This is a genomic window from Nocardioides sp. F233, assembly GCF_057813895.1.
Genome location: NZ_JBVASH010000007.1, coordinates 331,645 through 345,836 on the forward strand (window position 1 = coordinate 331,645; position 14,192 = coordinate 345,836).

A 14,192-nucleotide genomic window follows, 5' to 3' on the forward strand; every position below is an offset into this window, starting at 1 on the left:
ACCATGCGCGTTCACCTCGGCTGCGACCACGCCGGCCTCGAGCTCAAGTCCCACCTCATCGGCTGGCTGACCGAGCACGGCTACGAGCCGGTCGACCACGGCCCGTTCGTCTACGACGCGCTCGACGACTACCCGGTCTTCTGCCTGCGTGCCGCTGAGGGCGTGCGCGCCGACCGCGAGCAGGGCCTCGACAGCCTCGGCGTCGTCATCGGCGGCTCCGGCAACGGCGAGCAGATCGCCGCCAACAAGGTGAAGGGCATCCGCGCCGCGCTCGCGTGGTCGGAGGAGACCGCCACCCTCGCGCGCGAGCACAACGACGCCTGGGTGGTCGCCGTCGGCGGGCGGATGCACACCCTCGACGAGATGACCCGTCTCGTCGAGGTCTTCCTGGCCGCCCCGTTCCCCGGCGACGAGCGCCACGTGCGCCGCATCGGCCAGCTGGCGTCGTACGAGACCACGGGCGAGCTCCCGCCGCTGCCCGAGTCGGCTCTCGGGCACCAGGACTGATGCCCGAGGGTCATACCCTCCATCGCCTCGCCGGCGAGCTGACCGCGGTCTTCGGGGGGAGCCGCGTCCAGGTCGGGAGCCCTCAGGGCCGGTTCGCCGATTCCGCTGCGCAGCTCGACGGCGCTCTGCTCGTCGACGCCGACGCCTGGGGAAAGCAGCTGTTCATCCGGTTCGAGGGTGAGCGCTTCGTGCACGTCCACCTCGGGCTCTACGGCACCTTCGACGTCCGCACCGGCGTCGAGGAGATCCCGCTGCCGGTCGGTCAGGTGCGGCTGCGCCTGGCCCGACCCGGTGCGTACGGCGACCTGCGGGGCGCGACCACGTGCGCGCTCGTCACGGCCGCCGAGCGTGCGGCGGTGGTCGCGAAGGCCGGCCCGGACCCGCTGCGCGACGACGCCGATCCGGAGCGGGCCTGGGCCCGGATCTCGCGCAGCACCGCGCCGATCGGCACCCTGCTCATGGACCAGACCGTCCTCGCCGGCGTCGGCAACGTCTACCGCGCCGAGGTGCTGTTCCGGCACCGCATCCACCCGCTGCGGCCCGGTCGCTCGCTTCGCCGTACGCAGTGGGGTGCGATCTGGGACGATCTGGTGGTGCTGATGGGGGAGGGCGTGCTCACCGGGCGGATCGACACCGTCCGGCCCGAGCACACCCCGGACGCGATGGGACGCCCCCCACGGGTCGACGACCACGGCGGTGAGGTCTACGTCTACCGGCGGACCGGCCAGGCCTGCCACGTGTGCCAGGGCAACGTCCGCACCGAGGTGCTGGGCGGCCGCAACCTGTTCTGGTGCCCGCGCTGCCAGCCGGTCTTCCGCTCCCGGGCGGCTCGATGATCCGCGGCCGGCGCTGGGCGCGCTCCGACATCGGGCTCGCGGTCATCCTCGCCGGCCTCGCCTCGGCGGTCGTGGCCGCCATCGCGGCCATGCCGGCCGACGTACCGGTCAACCTGGTCTTCCTGCCGCTCGTGCTCGGGATCCTCTTCCTCAGCAACCGGGTGCTGCGCTGGTTCGCGGCGTTCATCATGCTCGCGCTCACCGCCGCGGCGTACCTCCAGGACACCTACCAGGTGCGCGTCGTCGTCGCGCTGTGCGTGATGTACGGCCTGTCCCTCCTCGTGATCGCGCTGTCCCTGCGCCGCGACCACGTCGGCGTGGGCCCGATCCGCGGGCAGTCGATGCTGGTCGACCTGCGCGACCGGATCCTGGCCCAGGGCGAGATACCGGAGCTGCCGGAGGAGTGGCTGGTCCAGTCCGCGCTGTCGTCGGCCGGCGGCTCGCCGTTCGCGGGCGACTTCGTGGTCGCGACCGCCAGCGACCGCGGCCAGCGGATGGAGCTGGTCGTCGTCGACGTGTCCGGCAAGGGCGAGGCCGCTGGCACCCGTGCGCTGCAGCTGTCCGGTGCGATGGGCGGACTGGTCGCCGCGCTGCCGCCCGACCGCTTCTTCCCGGCCGCCAACGACTACCTCCTCCAGCGGGCGTGGGAGGAGGGCTTCGCGACCGCCGTCCACGTGTCGGTCGACCTGCGCACCGGCGACTTCGAGCTGCGCTCCGCCGGTCATCCGCCCGCCGTGCAGCGCGAGGCCGGGTCCGGCCGCTGGAAGCCGTTGCGTCCCGACGGACCGGTCCTCGGCATCGTCGACGACGCCGAGTTCAGCTGCCATCGTGGTCGGCTCGCGCCCGGCGACAGCCTGCTGCTCTACACCGACGGCATGGTCGAGCTGCCGCGTCGCGACATCGACCTCGGCATCGACCACATGATGGGCGAGGCCGAGTCCCTGCTGCGCGGGTCGTGGGACGGGCTGGCCCGTCGTCTGGTCGCCGCCGTCGGCTCGCCCGACGACGACCGCGCCCTGCTGGTGGTCCACCGGCGTCCCTGAGCGTGGCCCGAGTTGGGGTCGGCGCGTGTGGGTGTGGCACGATTGCGCGTGGTCTCCAGCCGTGCGCGAGCGCGGCTCCGACCTCCGGGGATGTAGCTCAATGGTAGAGCCTCAGTCTTCCAAACTGATTACGCGGGTTCGATTCCCGTCATCCCCTCGAAGTGCGGTCCAGCCACCCGAGCGCCGGGCCGTTCCGCGGGGCGTAGCGTAGTGGCTAGCGCGCCTGCTTTGGGAGCAGGAGACCGCAGGTTCGAGTCCTGTCGCCCCGACAGATCGCCCCGATCGGCGGGCCTTCGTGGCCCGTGCACCATCCCCAGACCAGTAGGAGAACACCTGTGAAGAGCGCCGTCGAGACCTTGAGCCCGACCCGGGCCAAGCTGACCGTCGAGGTGCCCTTCGAGGAGCTCAAGCCGAGCCTCGACGCGGCGTACCAGAAGATCGCGAAGCAGATCAACGTCCCCGGCTTCCGCCGTGGCAAGGTCCCGCCGCAGGTCATCGACCGTCAGGTCGGCCGCGGCGTCGTCCTCGACGAGGCCGTCAACGACGTGCTGCCGAAGGCGTACGTCGAGGCGCTCCAGGAGAACAACCTCACCCCGCTCGCGCAGCCCGACATCGAGGTGACCAAGTTCGAGGACAACGACAGCCTCGAGTTCACCGCCGAGGTCGACATCAAGCCCGAGTTCGAGCTTCCGGCGTACGACGGCATCGAGGCCTCGGTCGAGGACCTCGCCGTCACCGACGAGGACGTCGCCGAGCAGGTCGACGCGCTCCGTGAGCGCTTCGGCACCCTGATCGACGTCGAGCGCGCGGCCCAGGACGGCGACTTCGTCGTCATCGACCTGGTCGCCACCAACGACGGTGAGGTCGTCGACGGCGCCGAGATCTCCGGCTTCTCCTACAAGGTCGGCAACGGCGGCATGATCGACGGCCTCGACGAGGTGCTGGTCGGCATGGGCGTCGACGAGGAGAAGACGTTCACCACCCAGCTCGTCTCCGGCGACCTGGTGGGCCAGGACGTCGAGGTGGCCGTCAAGGTCACCCAGGTCCAGGAGCAGGAGCTCCCGGAGCTCGACGACGAGTTCGCCCAGGAGGCCTCGGAGTTCGACACCCTCGACGAGCTGCGTGAGGACGTCCGCGAGCGCCTCACCCGCGGCAAGCGCCTCGAGCAGGCCGCTGCTGCCCGCGACGCCGTCCTCGAGGCGCTGCTGGAGAAGGTCGAGATCCCGCTGCCCGACAGCATGGTCACCGAGGAGCTCAACGCTCGTCGCGCCAACCTGGAGCAGCAGCTCCAGTTCGCCGGCATGACCCTCGAGAAGTACCTCGAGGACGAGAAGCAGACCCAGGACGAGTTCGAGGCCGACCTCGAGCGCCGGGTCCGTGACGCCGTCGCCGCGCAGTTCCTCCTCGACGAGATCGCCGACAAGGAGGAGATGGGCGTCGACCAGGGCGAGCTGACCCAGCACATGATCCGCCGTGCGCAGCAGTCCGGTCAGGACCCGCAGGAGTTCGTGAACCACATGTTCGAGCACAACCACGTGCCCGAGCTGGTCCAGGAGATCCGCCGCGGCAAGGCCCTGCAGCTCCTCGTCGAGGGCGCGACCGTCAAGGACGCCGCCGGCAACGTGCTCGAGCTGAAGAACCTGCAGGCCGACGGCACCATCGGCGAGCCCGCCGACGAGGCTGCCGAGGCCGTCGAGGAGACCGAGGCCCCGGCCGAGGCCTGATCCTCACGCTCCACCGTCGCACCCGGCATTCGGGTCGCCCTCCCCGCGGAGGTGCGACCGGGATGCCGGGTGTGATGCATTGCGGGCGCCAGTGAGTGTACGACTGTGCACTCACTCGGCTAGCCTGCTGCCATGACCGCTGCCCCGACCGTCGTGGACGCCCTGGCCCTGGGCACCGCCGTGATCGACGACCTGGTCGTGACGACCGCCCGCGACACCCACCAGGCGATCGCCCGCCGCGCCCACGGCCTGGTCCGGCGCGGGGTCGGTCCCGCCGCCCTGCCCGCCGAGGTGCTGCACCGCGGCATCGCCGCGACCGTGTACGGCGCCGTGGGGCTCTCCCTCCGCGGTGCCAGCCTCGGTCTGGCGCGACTCGGCGAGGCGGGCGTCGGCCCGGAGCTGGAGGAGGGGCCGCGCGGCCGGTTCGTCAACGCCGCGGTCAACGGGCTGATCGGCGAGGAGATCCGCCGCGAGCGCCCGCGCCTGGCGATCGAGATGGGTGTGCGGCACGACGGCCGCGACGTGCCGCTGACCCCGGCCGGGGTGACGCGCGCGTTCCCCGAGGCCACGGGCCGGATCGTCGTCTTCCTGCACGGACTGTGCGAGAACGAGGCGTACTGGAACCGGCACCGCGACCGGCTCGGCTCGACGTACGGCGAGACGCTGGCCGCCCGCGACTGGACCCCCGTCTACCTGCGGGCCAACACCGGCCTGCCGCTGCGCGAGAACGGCGTCGTGCTCGCCTCCCTGATGCAGCAGCTGGTCGACGCCTGGCCGACCGAGGTCACCCGGATCGCGCTCGTCGGGCACTCGCTCGGCGGCCTGGTCCTGCGCGCCTCCTCGGCCGTGGTCGCCGAGGGGGAGGGCCCGGCAGCCTGGACCCGACTCGTCAGCGACGTCGTCACGCTCGGTACGCCGCACCTCGGCTCGTGGTTCGCGGTCGGCGCCGACCACGCCAGCCGCACCCTCGCCCGCGCCCCCGAGGTCGCCGCGTTCGGCCGGATCATCGACCGCCAGGCGCCCGGGATCCACGACCTGATCGAGGGTCTCGCCCACGACGTACCGCCCCTGCCGCACGCGCGCTACCGCCTGGTGTCGGCCACGCTGACCCGCTCCGCGCGGCACCCGGTCGCGCAGACGATCGGCGACCTGCTCGTCACCCCGCGCTCCGCGGTCGGCCGCGACCGGCGCGGCACCGACCTGTTCCCCGACGCGGAGGTGCTCCACCTCGGCCGCACCGACCACTTCGGGCTGCTCAACCACCCCGACGTGCACACCGCGCTGACGCGCTGGCTCGCGTGACATCTCCTCCCCTGGGAGGTGGTGGTACGGCGGCCGGCGCCGCCATGATGACCGTCATGACGACGAACGCCGCGCGCGAGCTGCGCGCCGAGGCCGTGATCGAGGCGCCGGCGGCGCACGTGTGGGCGCTGCTGACCGACTTCGGCCAGCTCGCCGAGTGGAGTCCCGAGACCGTCCGGATGGTGCCGCTCAAGCGCGGCGGCCTGCGCGTGGGCCAGTGGTACCTCGGCATCAACCGGCGCAAGGCCGTCGTGTGGCCGACCCGCTCGGTCGTGGCCGACGTGGCACCAGGGAACCGGCTGGTCTGGGACACGCCGTCGAGCGGTGCCCAGTGGATCTGGGAGCTCGAGGCGGACCCGGCCGACGCCGGCCGGACCCGGGTCGTGCACCGGCGTCCCGTGCCGCGCTCGTTGAGCGTCGGCAGCCGGATCGTGGCGCCGCTGCTGCTCGGCGGCAACGACGCCCACGCCGACGAGCTCGAGGCCGGCATGGCCACCACGCTGGCCGGGCTCAAGGCCGCGGCCGAGCGCTAGAAGCCCGTGTAGCCCACCAGCGTCGAGGCCCCGACCAGCCACACGGCGCCGGGGGACACGTACGGCCCGCCGGGCGAGACCCCGTCGTCGTACCCCTCCTTGCCGAGGGCGCTGACGTCCTTCTCCCACGCCACCTTCCCGGAGGTGCGGTCCAGCGCCTGGACGACCCACGAGGACGCGTGGTCGCTCGCGACCTGGACGAAGGCGTCGGGCGTCTCGGTCGGGGCGACATCGGTGCCGGGGCCGGACCAGAGGGTCTTGCCGGTCTCGGCGTCGAGGTACGTCGTGAGCATCGTGCCGGCCTTCGTTTCGTAGCCGGTCACGGCGACCTGGGCGCGGTCGGCCGTCCAGCGCCACCCGGCCAGGTCGTCGCCGAGGTCGGGGCGCTCCCAGACGGGCTTGCCGGTCGTGACGTCGTAGAGCGTCGCGCCGACGCCGACCCGGCCCTCGGTGGTGGTCAGCCGCTGGTCCTGGGTGTCCCACGGCTGCCCCTCGAGCTGCAGCAGCACCTCGTCGCCGAGGAGCACCTCGAGCTTGTCGTTGCCGAACCCGCGGTGCACCGTCCACGGCCGCTCGAGGAACGAGCTCTTGCCGAGCGGCGTGCTGCCGAGCACCTTGCCGGTGGCGCGGTCGAGGTCGAACTCGGTGGCGTCGGGCTGCCCCGACGGCGTCTCCTGCCAGGCCGCCACCGACACGTCGTCGCCGCTGAGGTCGAGCGCGGGGGAGCCGGCGCCGAACCCGGTCAGCTCGCTGGTGCCGGCCGGACCGCCCGGCCACACGCTCTTCAGCGTGGCCGCGTCGAGCGCGGCCACCGCGAACGGGGGTGGGTAGGCGTTGTCGTCGGCGCCCGGCGGCGTCACGACGACGTAGAGGACGCCGTCGTCGAGAACGGGCGCGGTGCCGGGGGCGACGCTGACCTCGGCGCCTGCCCCGCTCCCGCCCGTCTCGGCGTTGACCCGGACCAGGGCGTTGCCGCGCGAGCAGTAGAGCGCCGTGTGGTCCGGCGTCCAGCAGCCGGTGTAGTCGGTGCCCTTCCACAGGACCTTCCCGGCCCCCGACACGCCGACCAGCAGCGAGGGCGCGGCGCCGGTGGCGTCGTCCTTGCCCTGGTCGGTGATCGCGGCGACGAGCACGTCGCCGACCACCACGCCGCCCGGCTGCGGGACCTCGTCGTCGCCGACCGGCGCCAGCGGCGCGAACCGGCCGCCCGGCAGCACTGTGTCGGCGCGCAGCTCCCAGGTCGTCGCCGGCTCGTGGAGCACGGCGGCCGCGGCCGTCGTACGGGCGCCGTCGCCCGGCTGCTCCGGGGTGTCCTCGCCCGCGTCGCAGGCGGCCAGGCCGAGGCCCGCCACCAGCGTGACGGCGGCGACGAACCGGCCGGTGGATGGAGCCGCGGGCATGGGACCTCCTGGAGCGCGTCGGGCAGTCGGGTTCCCGGCAGGCTACCCGTGGGGTACGACGACCGATCGGTGGCCGTGCGCCGCAAATCTGCTGTCGGCGAACAGCGGCACCGAACGCGTGGATCTGCCTCCCGCTCCGGCTAGGGTCACTCGGGTGACTCAGAATCTTCCCGGTGGCCCCGTGCGCGGTCATGAGATGAACGGCGGAGCGGGGATCAGCTTCCTCGACGACAACATCTACAGCCGGTTGCTCCGCGAGCGCATCGTGTTCCTCGGCTCCGAGGTCCGCGACCAGAACGCGAACGCGATCTGCGCCCAGCTGCTGCTGCTGTCGGCCGAGGACCCCGAGGCGGACATCTTCCTGCACATCAACAGCCCCGGTGGCTCCGTGGACGCCGGCATGGCGATCTACGACACGATGAACTACATCCCCAACGACGTCGCGACCGTCGGCATGGGCCTGGCTGCCTCGATGGGCCAGTTCCTGCTGTGCGCCGGCGCCAAGGGCAAGCGCTACGCACTGCCGCACGCGCGGATCATGATGCACCAGCCCTCCTCGGGCATGGGTGGCTCCGCCTCCGACATCAAGATCCAGGCGCAGCAGTCGCTGCACATCAAGAAGGTGCTCCTCGACCTCATCTCCGAGCACACCGGCCAGAGCGTCGAGCAGGTCACCGACGACGCCGACCGCGACCGTTGGTTCACCGCGCAGGAGGCCCTCGCGTACGGCCTCGTCGACAAGGTGGTCAAGAGCGCCAAGGAAGCCGCCGCCGAAGGCCGGCCGGCTCACAAGAAGGACTGAGGCAGATGAACTACTACATCCCGCAGTGGGAAGAGCGGACGTCCTACGGATTCCGCCGGATCGACCCCTACGCCAAGCTGTTCGAGGACCGCATCATCTACCTCGGCACCCCGATCTCCGACGACGTCGCCAACGCCGTCATCGCCCAGCTGCTGTGCCTGCAGTCGATGAACCCCGACCAGGACATCAGCATCTACATCAACAGCCCCGGTGGCTCCTTCACCGCGCTGACCGCCATCTACGACACGATCCAGTTCATCAAGCCGGACGTGCAGACGGTGTGCATCGGTCAGGCGGCCTCGGCCGCGGCGATCCTCCTCGCCGCGGGTGCCAAGGGCAAGCGGCTCGCGCTGCCCAACAGCCGGATCCTGATCCACCAGCCCTACACCGAGGGCACCTTCGGCCAGACCTCGGACATCGAGATCCAGGCCAACGAGATCCTGCGCATGCGCGAGCTGCTCGAGAAGATGATCAGCGACCACTCGGGCAAGTCGATCGAGGAGGTCAGCCGCGACATCGAGCGCGACAAGATCCTCACTGCCCAGGGTGCGATCGAGTACGGCCTGATCGACTCCGTGCTCGAGTCCCTCAAGAAGACCCCGGCCCTCGCCTGAGCCCACGGCTCAGACGACGACGAACAAGACCGATGAGCATCCTGACGGACCCCTCGTGTCACGCTCCCGCTGGAGCGTGGCACGGGGTACCGTCGGGTAGTTCGATTGTGAGGAGGACCCGTGGCACGCATCGGTGACGGTGGCGACCTGTTGAAGTGCTCGTTCTGCGGCAAGAGCCAGAAGCAGGTCAAGAAGCTCATCGCTGGTCCGGGTGTCTACATCTGTGACGAGTGCATCGACCTGTGCAACGAGATCATCGAGGAGGAGCTCGCCGAGGGCTCCGAGGTCGAGCTCGCTGACCTGCCGAAGCCCAAGGAGATCTTCGAGTTCCTGAACTCCTACGTCATCGGGCAGGAGCAGGCGAAGAAGTCCCTCGCGGTCGCGGTCTACAACCACTACAAGCGCGTCCAGGCCGGTGTGCAGCCCATCGCGGGCAAGCACAGCAAGGACGAGGTCGTCGAGGTGGCGAAGTCCAACATCCTCGTCATCGGCCCGACCGGCTGCGGCAAGACCTACCTCGCCCAGACCCTGGCCCGGATGCTCAACGTCCCGTTCGCGATCGCGGACGCCACGGCGCTGACCGAGGCCGGCTACGTCGGCGAGGACGTCGAGAACATCCTCCTCAAGCTGATCCAGGCCGCCGACTACGACGTCAAGAAGGCCGAGACCGGCATCATCTACATCGACGAGATCGACAAGGTGGCCCGCAAGGCCGAGAACCCGTCGATCACGCGCGACGTCTCCGGTGAGGGCGTCCAGCAGGCGCTGCTGAAGATCATCGAGGGCACCACCGCCTCGGTGCCGCCGCAGGGTGGCCGCAAGCACCCGCACCAGGAGTTCATCCAGATCGACACCACCAACATCCTGTTCGTGGTGGGCGGCGCCTTCGCCGGCCTGGAGCACATCATCGAGCAGCGCGTCGGCAAGAAGTCCCTGGGCTTCACCGCCGAGCCGCGCGGCGAGGCCGAGCGCGCCGCCGACGACCTGCTCGGCCAGGTCCGTCCCGAGGACCTCACCAAGTTCGGCCTGATCCCCGAGTTCATCGGCCGCCTGCCGCTGATCGCGAGCGTCAGCCCGCTCGACCAGGACGCCCTGGTCCAGATCCTCACCGAGCCGCGCAACGCGCTGACCAAGCAGTACAAGAAGCTCTTCGAGCTCGACGGCGTCGAGCTGGAGTTCACCGAGGACGCCATCAGCGCGATCGCCGACAAGGCCCTCGAGCGCGGCACGGGTGCCCGCGGCCTGCGCGCGATCATCGAGGAGGTCCTCCTCCACGTCATGTACGACGTCCCCAGCCGTGGCGACGTCGAGAAGGTCGTGGTGACCAGGGACGTCGTCGACGACGACGTCGCGCCGACCCTGGTGCTGCGCGAGTCCAAGAAGAAGAAGTCGGCCTGACCGGTCGACCCGCCTGACGCGCCTGGTGTTCGCCGGGCCGTCAGATTCATCACGGGATGTAGTCGAACCGCCACTTCTGTAGTGGAGTTCCGCGTGGGAAGTTGCCGCTTGCCTACATCCCGTGATGAATCCGACGCGGATGCCACCAGCTGTCCACAGGGAGCCGGGCGGACCAGTCCATCCACAGGTCGCGTTGCCGCGTCCGTGGTGATCGTGCTGTTCCGCAGATGATCGCGGTATGGACCCACTGCGCTTCCTCACCGCTGAGTGTGGCTTCTTCACCCGCCGCGAGGCGCTCAACGCGGGGTATGCCGACAAGGACATCACTCGTTTGGTACGGGCCGGCTACTGGATCCGTTTCCGGCGCGGCTTCTATGCCTTCGCCGATGAGTGGGCGGCCATGGACGATGTCGGGCATCACCTCGTGCGTTCCCGGGCGGTCCTTCGGTCTCTCGGGAATGCAGTCGCGCTGAGCCATGCGTCGGGCGTCGTAGCTCACGACATCGACTCCTGGCAGCTCGACCTGCGCCGCGTTCACGTGACGAGGCTCGACGGCGCGCAGGGGCGCATCGAGGGGGATGTCGTCCACCATGAAGGGTTCGCTGTCGAGGGCGATGTGATCGAGACTGAGTTCGGCAGGATTCTCCCGCCTGAGCGGTGCGTCCTCGAGGCCGCGTCGCGGCACAAGAACGAGGTAGCGCTGTGTGTGCTCGATGCCGGCCTTCGGTCGAGACTGTTCGACGAATCCGCCCTGCGCAGCCGTCATGCGCAGATGCAGAACTGGCCGTTCATGCGCCATCTCCAGATCCCGGTCCGGATGGCGGACGGGCGAGCCGCTTCGGTCGGGGAGAGTCGCGGGCGTTGGTGGTTCCGTAACCTCGGGTTCCCGGCTCCTGAGCTGCAGTGGGAGGTCCGTGGTGCCGACGATCAACTGCTGGGTATCTGCGACTGGGCGTGGCCTGAGTACCAGACCTTCGGCGAGTTCGACGGGAAGGTGAAGTACGGACGACTCCTGCGGCCGGGCCAGGAACCGGGCGACGCGGTGTTCGAGGAGAAGAAGCGAGAGGACAGCATCAGGGAGGCCACGCAGTTCGTCGTCGTTCGGTTCATCTGGTCGGACTACGACCGGCCCGCCGGCCTGGTGCATCGGCTTGAGCGCTGGGTACCGCGTATCCGCGGCTCCGTGTCGTGAGTGCCGCATGCGAGCGGTCTGCCGTGTCCCGAGTCTGGTTCATCGCGGGATGTAGGTGAACTAGCGCTTCTGTAGCGGAACTCCACTTGGGAACCGCGGACTCGGCTACATCCCGTGATGAATCCGCGACCGGCGGACTGCGGGCGGAGCCCGGCCGGGGGCTCAGCCCTCGCTGGGCTCCTCGGCCGGCTCCTCGGCGATCTCGGCGGTCACGGTCAGCTCGGTGGCGTCCTCGGCGACCGTGAAGACCAGGTCACCGACCACGTTGCCGCTGCGGCGCAGGTCGTCGGCGGCCTTCTCGGCGGCGTCGACCAGGCGAGCCGGTCCGGTGACCTCGACCCGGGCGAGCGGGGCGCGCATCTTGACCTTGGCGGCCGACTTGGCGCCGCGGATGCCGGACAGGGCCGACGCGACGGCGTCGATCAGCGAGCCGTCGGAAGCGGCGGGGGAGCCGAGCTCGGTGACGGTCGGCCAGGCGGCGCGGTGGACCGAGCCCTCCTGCCACCACGACCAGACCTCCTCGGTGACGTAGGGGAGGAAGGGCGCGAGCAGCCGGAGCTGGACCTGCAGGGCGAGGGCGAGCGTGGCCCGGGCGGAGGACGAGGCGTCGCCGTCGCCGGCGTACGCGCGCTCCTTGACCAGCTCGAGGTAGTCGTCGCAGAACTCCCAGAAGAACTTCTCGCTGACCTCGAGCGCGGTGGTGTAGTCGTAGGCCTCGAACGCCTCGGTGGCGCGGCGGACGACACCGCCGAGGCGGCCGAGCAGCGCGGTGTCGACCGGCTGGCTGACCGAGGCGGCGCTGAACGTGGTCGCGCCGACGCTGCCGAGGACGAACTTCGACGCGTTGAGGACCTTCATCGCCAGCCGGCGGCCGACCTTCATCTGGGTCTCGTCGAACGGCGAGTCCAGGCCGGGGCGGGCGATCGCCGCGCGCCAGCGGACCGCGTCAGCGCCGTACTTGTCGAGGATCTCGTTGGGCACGACGACGTTGCCCTTGGACTTCGACATCTTCTTGCGGTCGGGGTCCACGATGAAGCCGGAGATCATGGCGTGTGACCACGGGGCGACGTGGTTCTCGAAGTGGGCGCGTACGACGCGGGAGAACAGCCAGGTGCGGATGATGTCGTGGGCCTGGGTGGCCAGGTCCATCGGGAACACCCGCGACCACAGGTCGGGGTCGGACTCCCAGCCGCCCGCGATGTGCGGGGTGAGCGAGGAGGTCGCCCAGGTGTCCATCACGTCGGGGTCGCCGATGAAGCCGCCCGGCTTGCCGCGCTGCTCCTCGGTGTAGCCGGTCGGCGCCTGCGTCGACGGGTCGATCGGCAGCTCGGCCTCGGTGGGCAGCAGCAGCCGGGTGTAGTCGGGCTCGCCCTCGGCGTCGAGGGGGTACCAGACCGGGAACGGGATGCCGAAGAAGCGCTGGCGCGAGATCAGCCAGTCGCCGTTGAGGCCGCCGACCCAGTTGTCGAAGCGGTGCTTCATGTGCGGCGGCAGCCAGTCGATCTCGGAGCCGCGCTCCAGCATCTGCTTGCGGATCCCGGCATCACGGCCGCCGTTGCGGATGTACCACTGGCGGGTGGAGACGATCTCGAGCGGCTTGTCGCCCTTCTCGTAGAAGTTCGCCATCCGCTGGGTCGGCTTCGGGTCGCCGTCGAGGTCGCCGGTCTCCTTGAGCTTGGCGACCATCGCCTCGCGGGCGGAGTGGACGGTCTTGCCCTGGAGGTCCTCGAACGCCGCCGAGGCCTGCTCCGAGGAGAGCCACTCGGGCGTCTCGCGGGTCAGCCGGCCGTCACGGCCGATGACGGTGCGCACGGGCAGCTGCAGCTCGCGCCACCACTGGACGTCGGTGAGGTCACCGAAGGTGCAGCACATCGCGATGCCGGCACCCTTGTCCTTCTCGGCGGCGGCGTGGGCCAGCACCGGGATCTCGACGCCGAAGACCGGCGAGGTGACCGTCGTACCGAACAGGTCGGCGTAGCGCTCGTCGTCGGGGTGCGCGATCAGCGCGACCACGGACGGGATCAGCTCGGGGCGGGTGGTCTCGATGAAGACCGGGGAGCCGTCGGCCTTGTGGAAGGCGACCCGGTGGTAGGCGCCGGCGTAGTCACGCGCCTCCAGCTCGGCCTGCGCGACCGCGGTCTGGAAGGTGACGTCCCACAGGGTCGGCGCCTCCTGGAGGTAGGCCTCGCCGCGACCCAGGTTGCGCAGGAACGCGCGCTGGCTGACGGTCTGCGCCTTGGTGCCGATCGTGGTGTACGTCGTGTTCCAGTCGACGCTGAGGCCGAGGGTGCGCCACAGGTCCTCGAAGACCTTCTCGTCCTGCTCGACCAGCTGCTCGCACAGCGCGATGAAGTTGGGCCGGCTGATCGGGACCTGCCGCTTCGGGTCCGGCTTCTCGGGCGGGGTGAAGTCGGCGTCGTACGGCAGCGACGGGTCGCAGCGCACACCGAAGTAGTTCTGCACCCGGCGCTCGGTCGGCAGGCCGTTGTCGTCCCAGCCCATCGGGTAGAACACGGACTTGCCCTGCATCCGCTGGAAGCGGGCGATCAGGTCGGTGTGGGTGTAGGAGAAGACGTGCCCGACGTGCAGGCTGCCGCTCACCGTCGGCGGCGGGGTGTCGATCGCGTAGACGTTCTCGCGCGGCTGCGTGCGGTCGAAGCCGTACGTGTCGGCGTCCTTCCAGCGCTGCGCCCACTTCTCCTCGAGCCCCTCCAGCGCGGGCTTGTCCGGTACGACGACGGCGCTGTCGGGCGCGTCGGTCGGGTCCGGGGTCTGCGTGCTGTCGAGCTCGGTCATGGTCGAAGCCTATTGCGAGCGGCGCTCAGCCCTTCAACCGGCAGT

12 protein-coding genes and 2 tRNA genes are annotated in these 14,192 nt (G+C 70.5%); 12 read left to right on the plus strand and 2 right to left on the minus strand.

Annotated elements, in window-relative coordinates:
- The first annotated feature begins 3 nt into the window (after positions 1–3).
- The 8 genes from ACZYRU_RS24230 (at position 4) to ACZYRU_RS24265 (ending at position 5,945) form a co-directional block, all read left to right on the plus strand.
- Positions 4–507 carry a ribose-5-phosphate isomerase gene (locus ACZYRU_RS24230; protein WP_488959668.1) on the plus strand — a complete coding sequence of 168 codons (504 nt, stop codon included), beginning with the start codon at positions 4–6 and terminating at the stop codon, positions 505–507.
- Entirely contained in the window at positions 507–1,343 is an 837-nt protein-coding gene (locus ACZYRU_RS24235; RefSeq protein WP_488959669.1) for an Fpg/Nei family DNA glycosylase, read from the plus strand. The genes ACZYRU_RS24230 and ACZYRU_RS24235 overlap by 1 nt, the downstream gene beginning before the upstream one ends.
- Positions 1,298–2,386: a PP2C family protein-serine/threonine phosphatase gene (locus ACZYRU_RS24240; protein WP_488959670.1), complete on the plus strand. Its 1,089-nt coding sequence runs from the start codon at positions 1,298–1,300 to the stop codon at positions 2,384–2,386. The genes ACZYRU_RS24235 and ACZYRU_RS24240 overlap by 46 nt, the downstream gene beginning before the upstream one ends.
- An 86-nt stretch (positions 2,387–2,472) precedes the next feature.
- Positions 2,473–2,543, plus strand: a tRNA-Gly gene (locus tag ACZYRU_RS24245).
- A gap of 39 nt (positions 2,544–2,582) precedes the next feature.
- A tRNA-Pro gene (locus ACZYRU_RS24250) sits at positions 2,583–2,655 on the plus strand.
- Positions 2,656–2,721: 66 nt separating this feature from the next.
- Positions 2,722–4,110 (plus strand): trigger factor, encoded by a 1,389-nt coding sequence (gene tig / locus ACZYRU_RS24255; RefSeq protein WP_488959671.1) that lies wholly within the window; start codon positions 2,722–2,724, stop codon positions 4,108–4,110.
- 132 nt (positions 4,111–4,242) lie between these two features.
- Entirely contained in the window at positions 4,243–5,412 is a 1,170-nt protein-coding gene (locus ACZYRU_RS24260; protein ID WP_488959672.1) for an esterase/lipase family protein, read from the plus strand.
- A gap of 56 nt (positions 5,413–5,468) precedes the next feature.
- Positions 5,469–5,945 (plus strand): SRPBCC family protein, encoded by a 477-nt coding sequence (locus tag ACZYRU_RS24265; RefSeq protein ID WP_488959673.1) that lies wholly within the window; start codon positions 5,469–5,471, stop codon positions 5,943–5,945.
- Here the strand turns inward: ACZYRU_RS24265 and ACZYRU_RS24270 are convergent.
- Positions 5,942–7,345 (minus strand): PQQ-binding-like beta-propeller repeat protein, encoded by a 1,404-nt coding sequence (locus tag ACZYRU_RS24270; RefSeq protein ID WP_488959674.1) that lies wholly within the window; start codon positions 7,343–7,345, stop codon positions 5,942–5,944. The two genes, ACZYRU_RS24265 and ACZYRU_RS24270, sit on opposite strands and share 4 nt — an antisense overlap.
- A gap of 196 nt (positions 7,346–7,541) precedes the next feature.
- Between ACZYRU_RS24270 and ACZYRU_RS24275 the strand changes: the two genes are divergently transcribed.
- From ACZYRU_RS24275 to ACZYRU_RS24290, 4 genes are all read left to right on the plus strand, one after another.
- Entirely contained in the window at positions 7,542–8,147 is a 606-nt protein-coding gene (locus ACZYRU_RS24275) for an ATP-dependent Clp protease proteolytic subunit (RefSeq protein WP_488959703.1), read from the plus strand.
- A gap of 5 nt (positions 8,148–8,152) precedes the next feature.
- Positions 8,153–8,761 (plus strand): ATP-dependent Clp protease proteolytic subunit, encoded by a 609-nt coding sequence (locus tag ACZYRU_RS24280; protein ID WP_488959675.1) that lies wholly within the window; start codon positions 8,153–8,155, stop codon positions 8,759–8,761.
- 120 nt (positions 8,762–8,881) lie between these two features.
- Positions 8,882–10,159 carry an ATP-dependent Clp protease ATP-binding subunit ClpX gene (gene clpX, locus ACZYRU_RS24285; protein ID WP_488959676.1) on the plus strand — a complete coding sequence of 426 codons (1,278 nt, stop codon included), beginning with the start codon at positions 8,882–8,884 and terminating at the stop codon, positions 10,157–10,159.
- 238 nt (positions 10,160–10,397) lie between these two features.
- Positions 10,398–11,351 carry a type IV toxin-antitoxin system AbiEi family antitoxin domain-containing protein gene (locus ACZYRU_RS24290; RefSeq protein ID WP_488959677.1) on the plus strand — a complete coding sequence of 318 codons (954 nt, stop codon included), beginning with the start codon at positions 10,398–10,400 and terminating at the stop codon, positions 11,349–11,351.
- A 162-nt stretch (positions 11,352–11,513) separates the two neighbouring features.
- Here the strand turns inward: ACZYRU_RS24290 and valS are convergent, their stop codons facing one another.
- Entirely contained in the window at positions 11,514–14,147 is a 2,634-nt protein-coding gene (valS, locus tag ACZYRU_RS24295; protein WP_488959678.1) for a valine--tRNA ligase, read from the minus strand.
- Positions 14,148–14,192: the final 45 nt, after the last annotated feature.

What these genes read in the sequence shown, in the direction of transcription:
- ACZYRU_RS24270 (WP_488959674.1), bottom strand. Translation starts at nt 7,345, where the DNA reads ATGCCCGCGGCTCCATCCACCGGCCGGTTCGTCGCCGCCGTCACGCTG.
- ACZYRU_RS24235 (WP_488959669.1), top strand. Translation starts at nt 507, where the DNA reads ATGCCCGAGGGTCATACCCTCCATCGCCTCGCCGGCGAGCTGACCGCG.
- valS (WP_488959678.1), bottom strand. Translation starts at nt 14,147, where the DNA reads ATGACCGAGCTCGACAGCACGCAGACCCCGGACCCGACCGACGCGCCC.
- ACZYRU_RS24290 (WP_488959677.1), top strand. Translation starts at nt 10,398, where the DNA reads ATGGACCCACTGCGCTTCCTCACCGCTGAGTGTGGCTTCTTCACCCGC.
- ACZYRU_RS24280 (WP_488959675.1), top strand. Translation starts at nt 8,153, where the DNA reads ATGAACTACTACATCCCGCAGTGGGAAGAGCGGACGTCCTACGGATTC.
- ACZYRU_RS24265 (WP_488959673.1), top strand. Translation starts at nt 5,469, where the DNA reads ATGACGACGAACGCCGCGCGCGAGCTGCGCGCCGAGGCCGTGATCGAG.
- ACZYRU_RS24260 (WP_488959672.1), top strand. Translation starts at nt 4,243, where the DNA reads ATGACCGCTGCCCCGACCGTCGTGGACGCCCTGGCCCTGGGCACCGCC.
- ACZYRU_RS24275 (WP_488959703.1), top strand. Translation starts at nt 7,542, where the DNA reads ATGAACGGCGGAGCGGGGATCAGCTTCCTCGACGACAACATCTACAGC.
- ACZYRU_RS24230 (WP_488959668.1), top strand. Translation starts at nt 4, where the DNA reads ATGCGCGTTCACCTCGGCTGCGACCACGCCGGCCTCGAGCTCAAGTCC.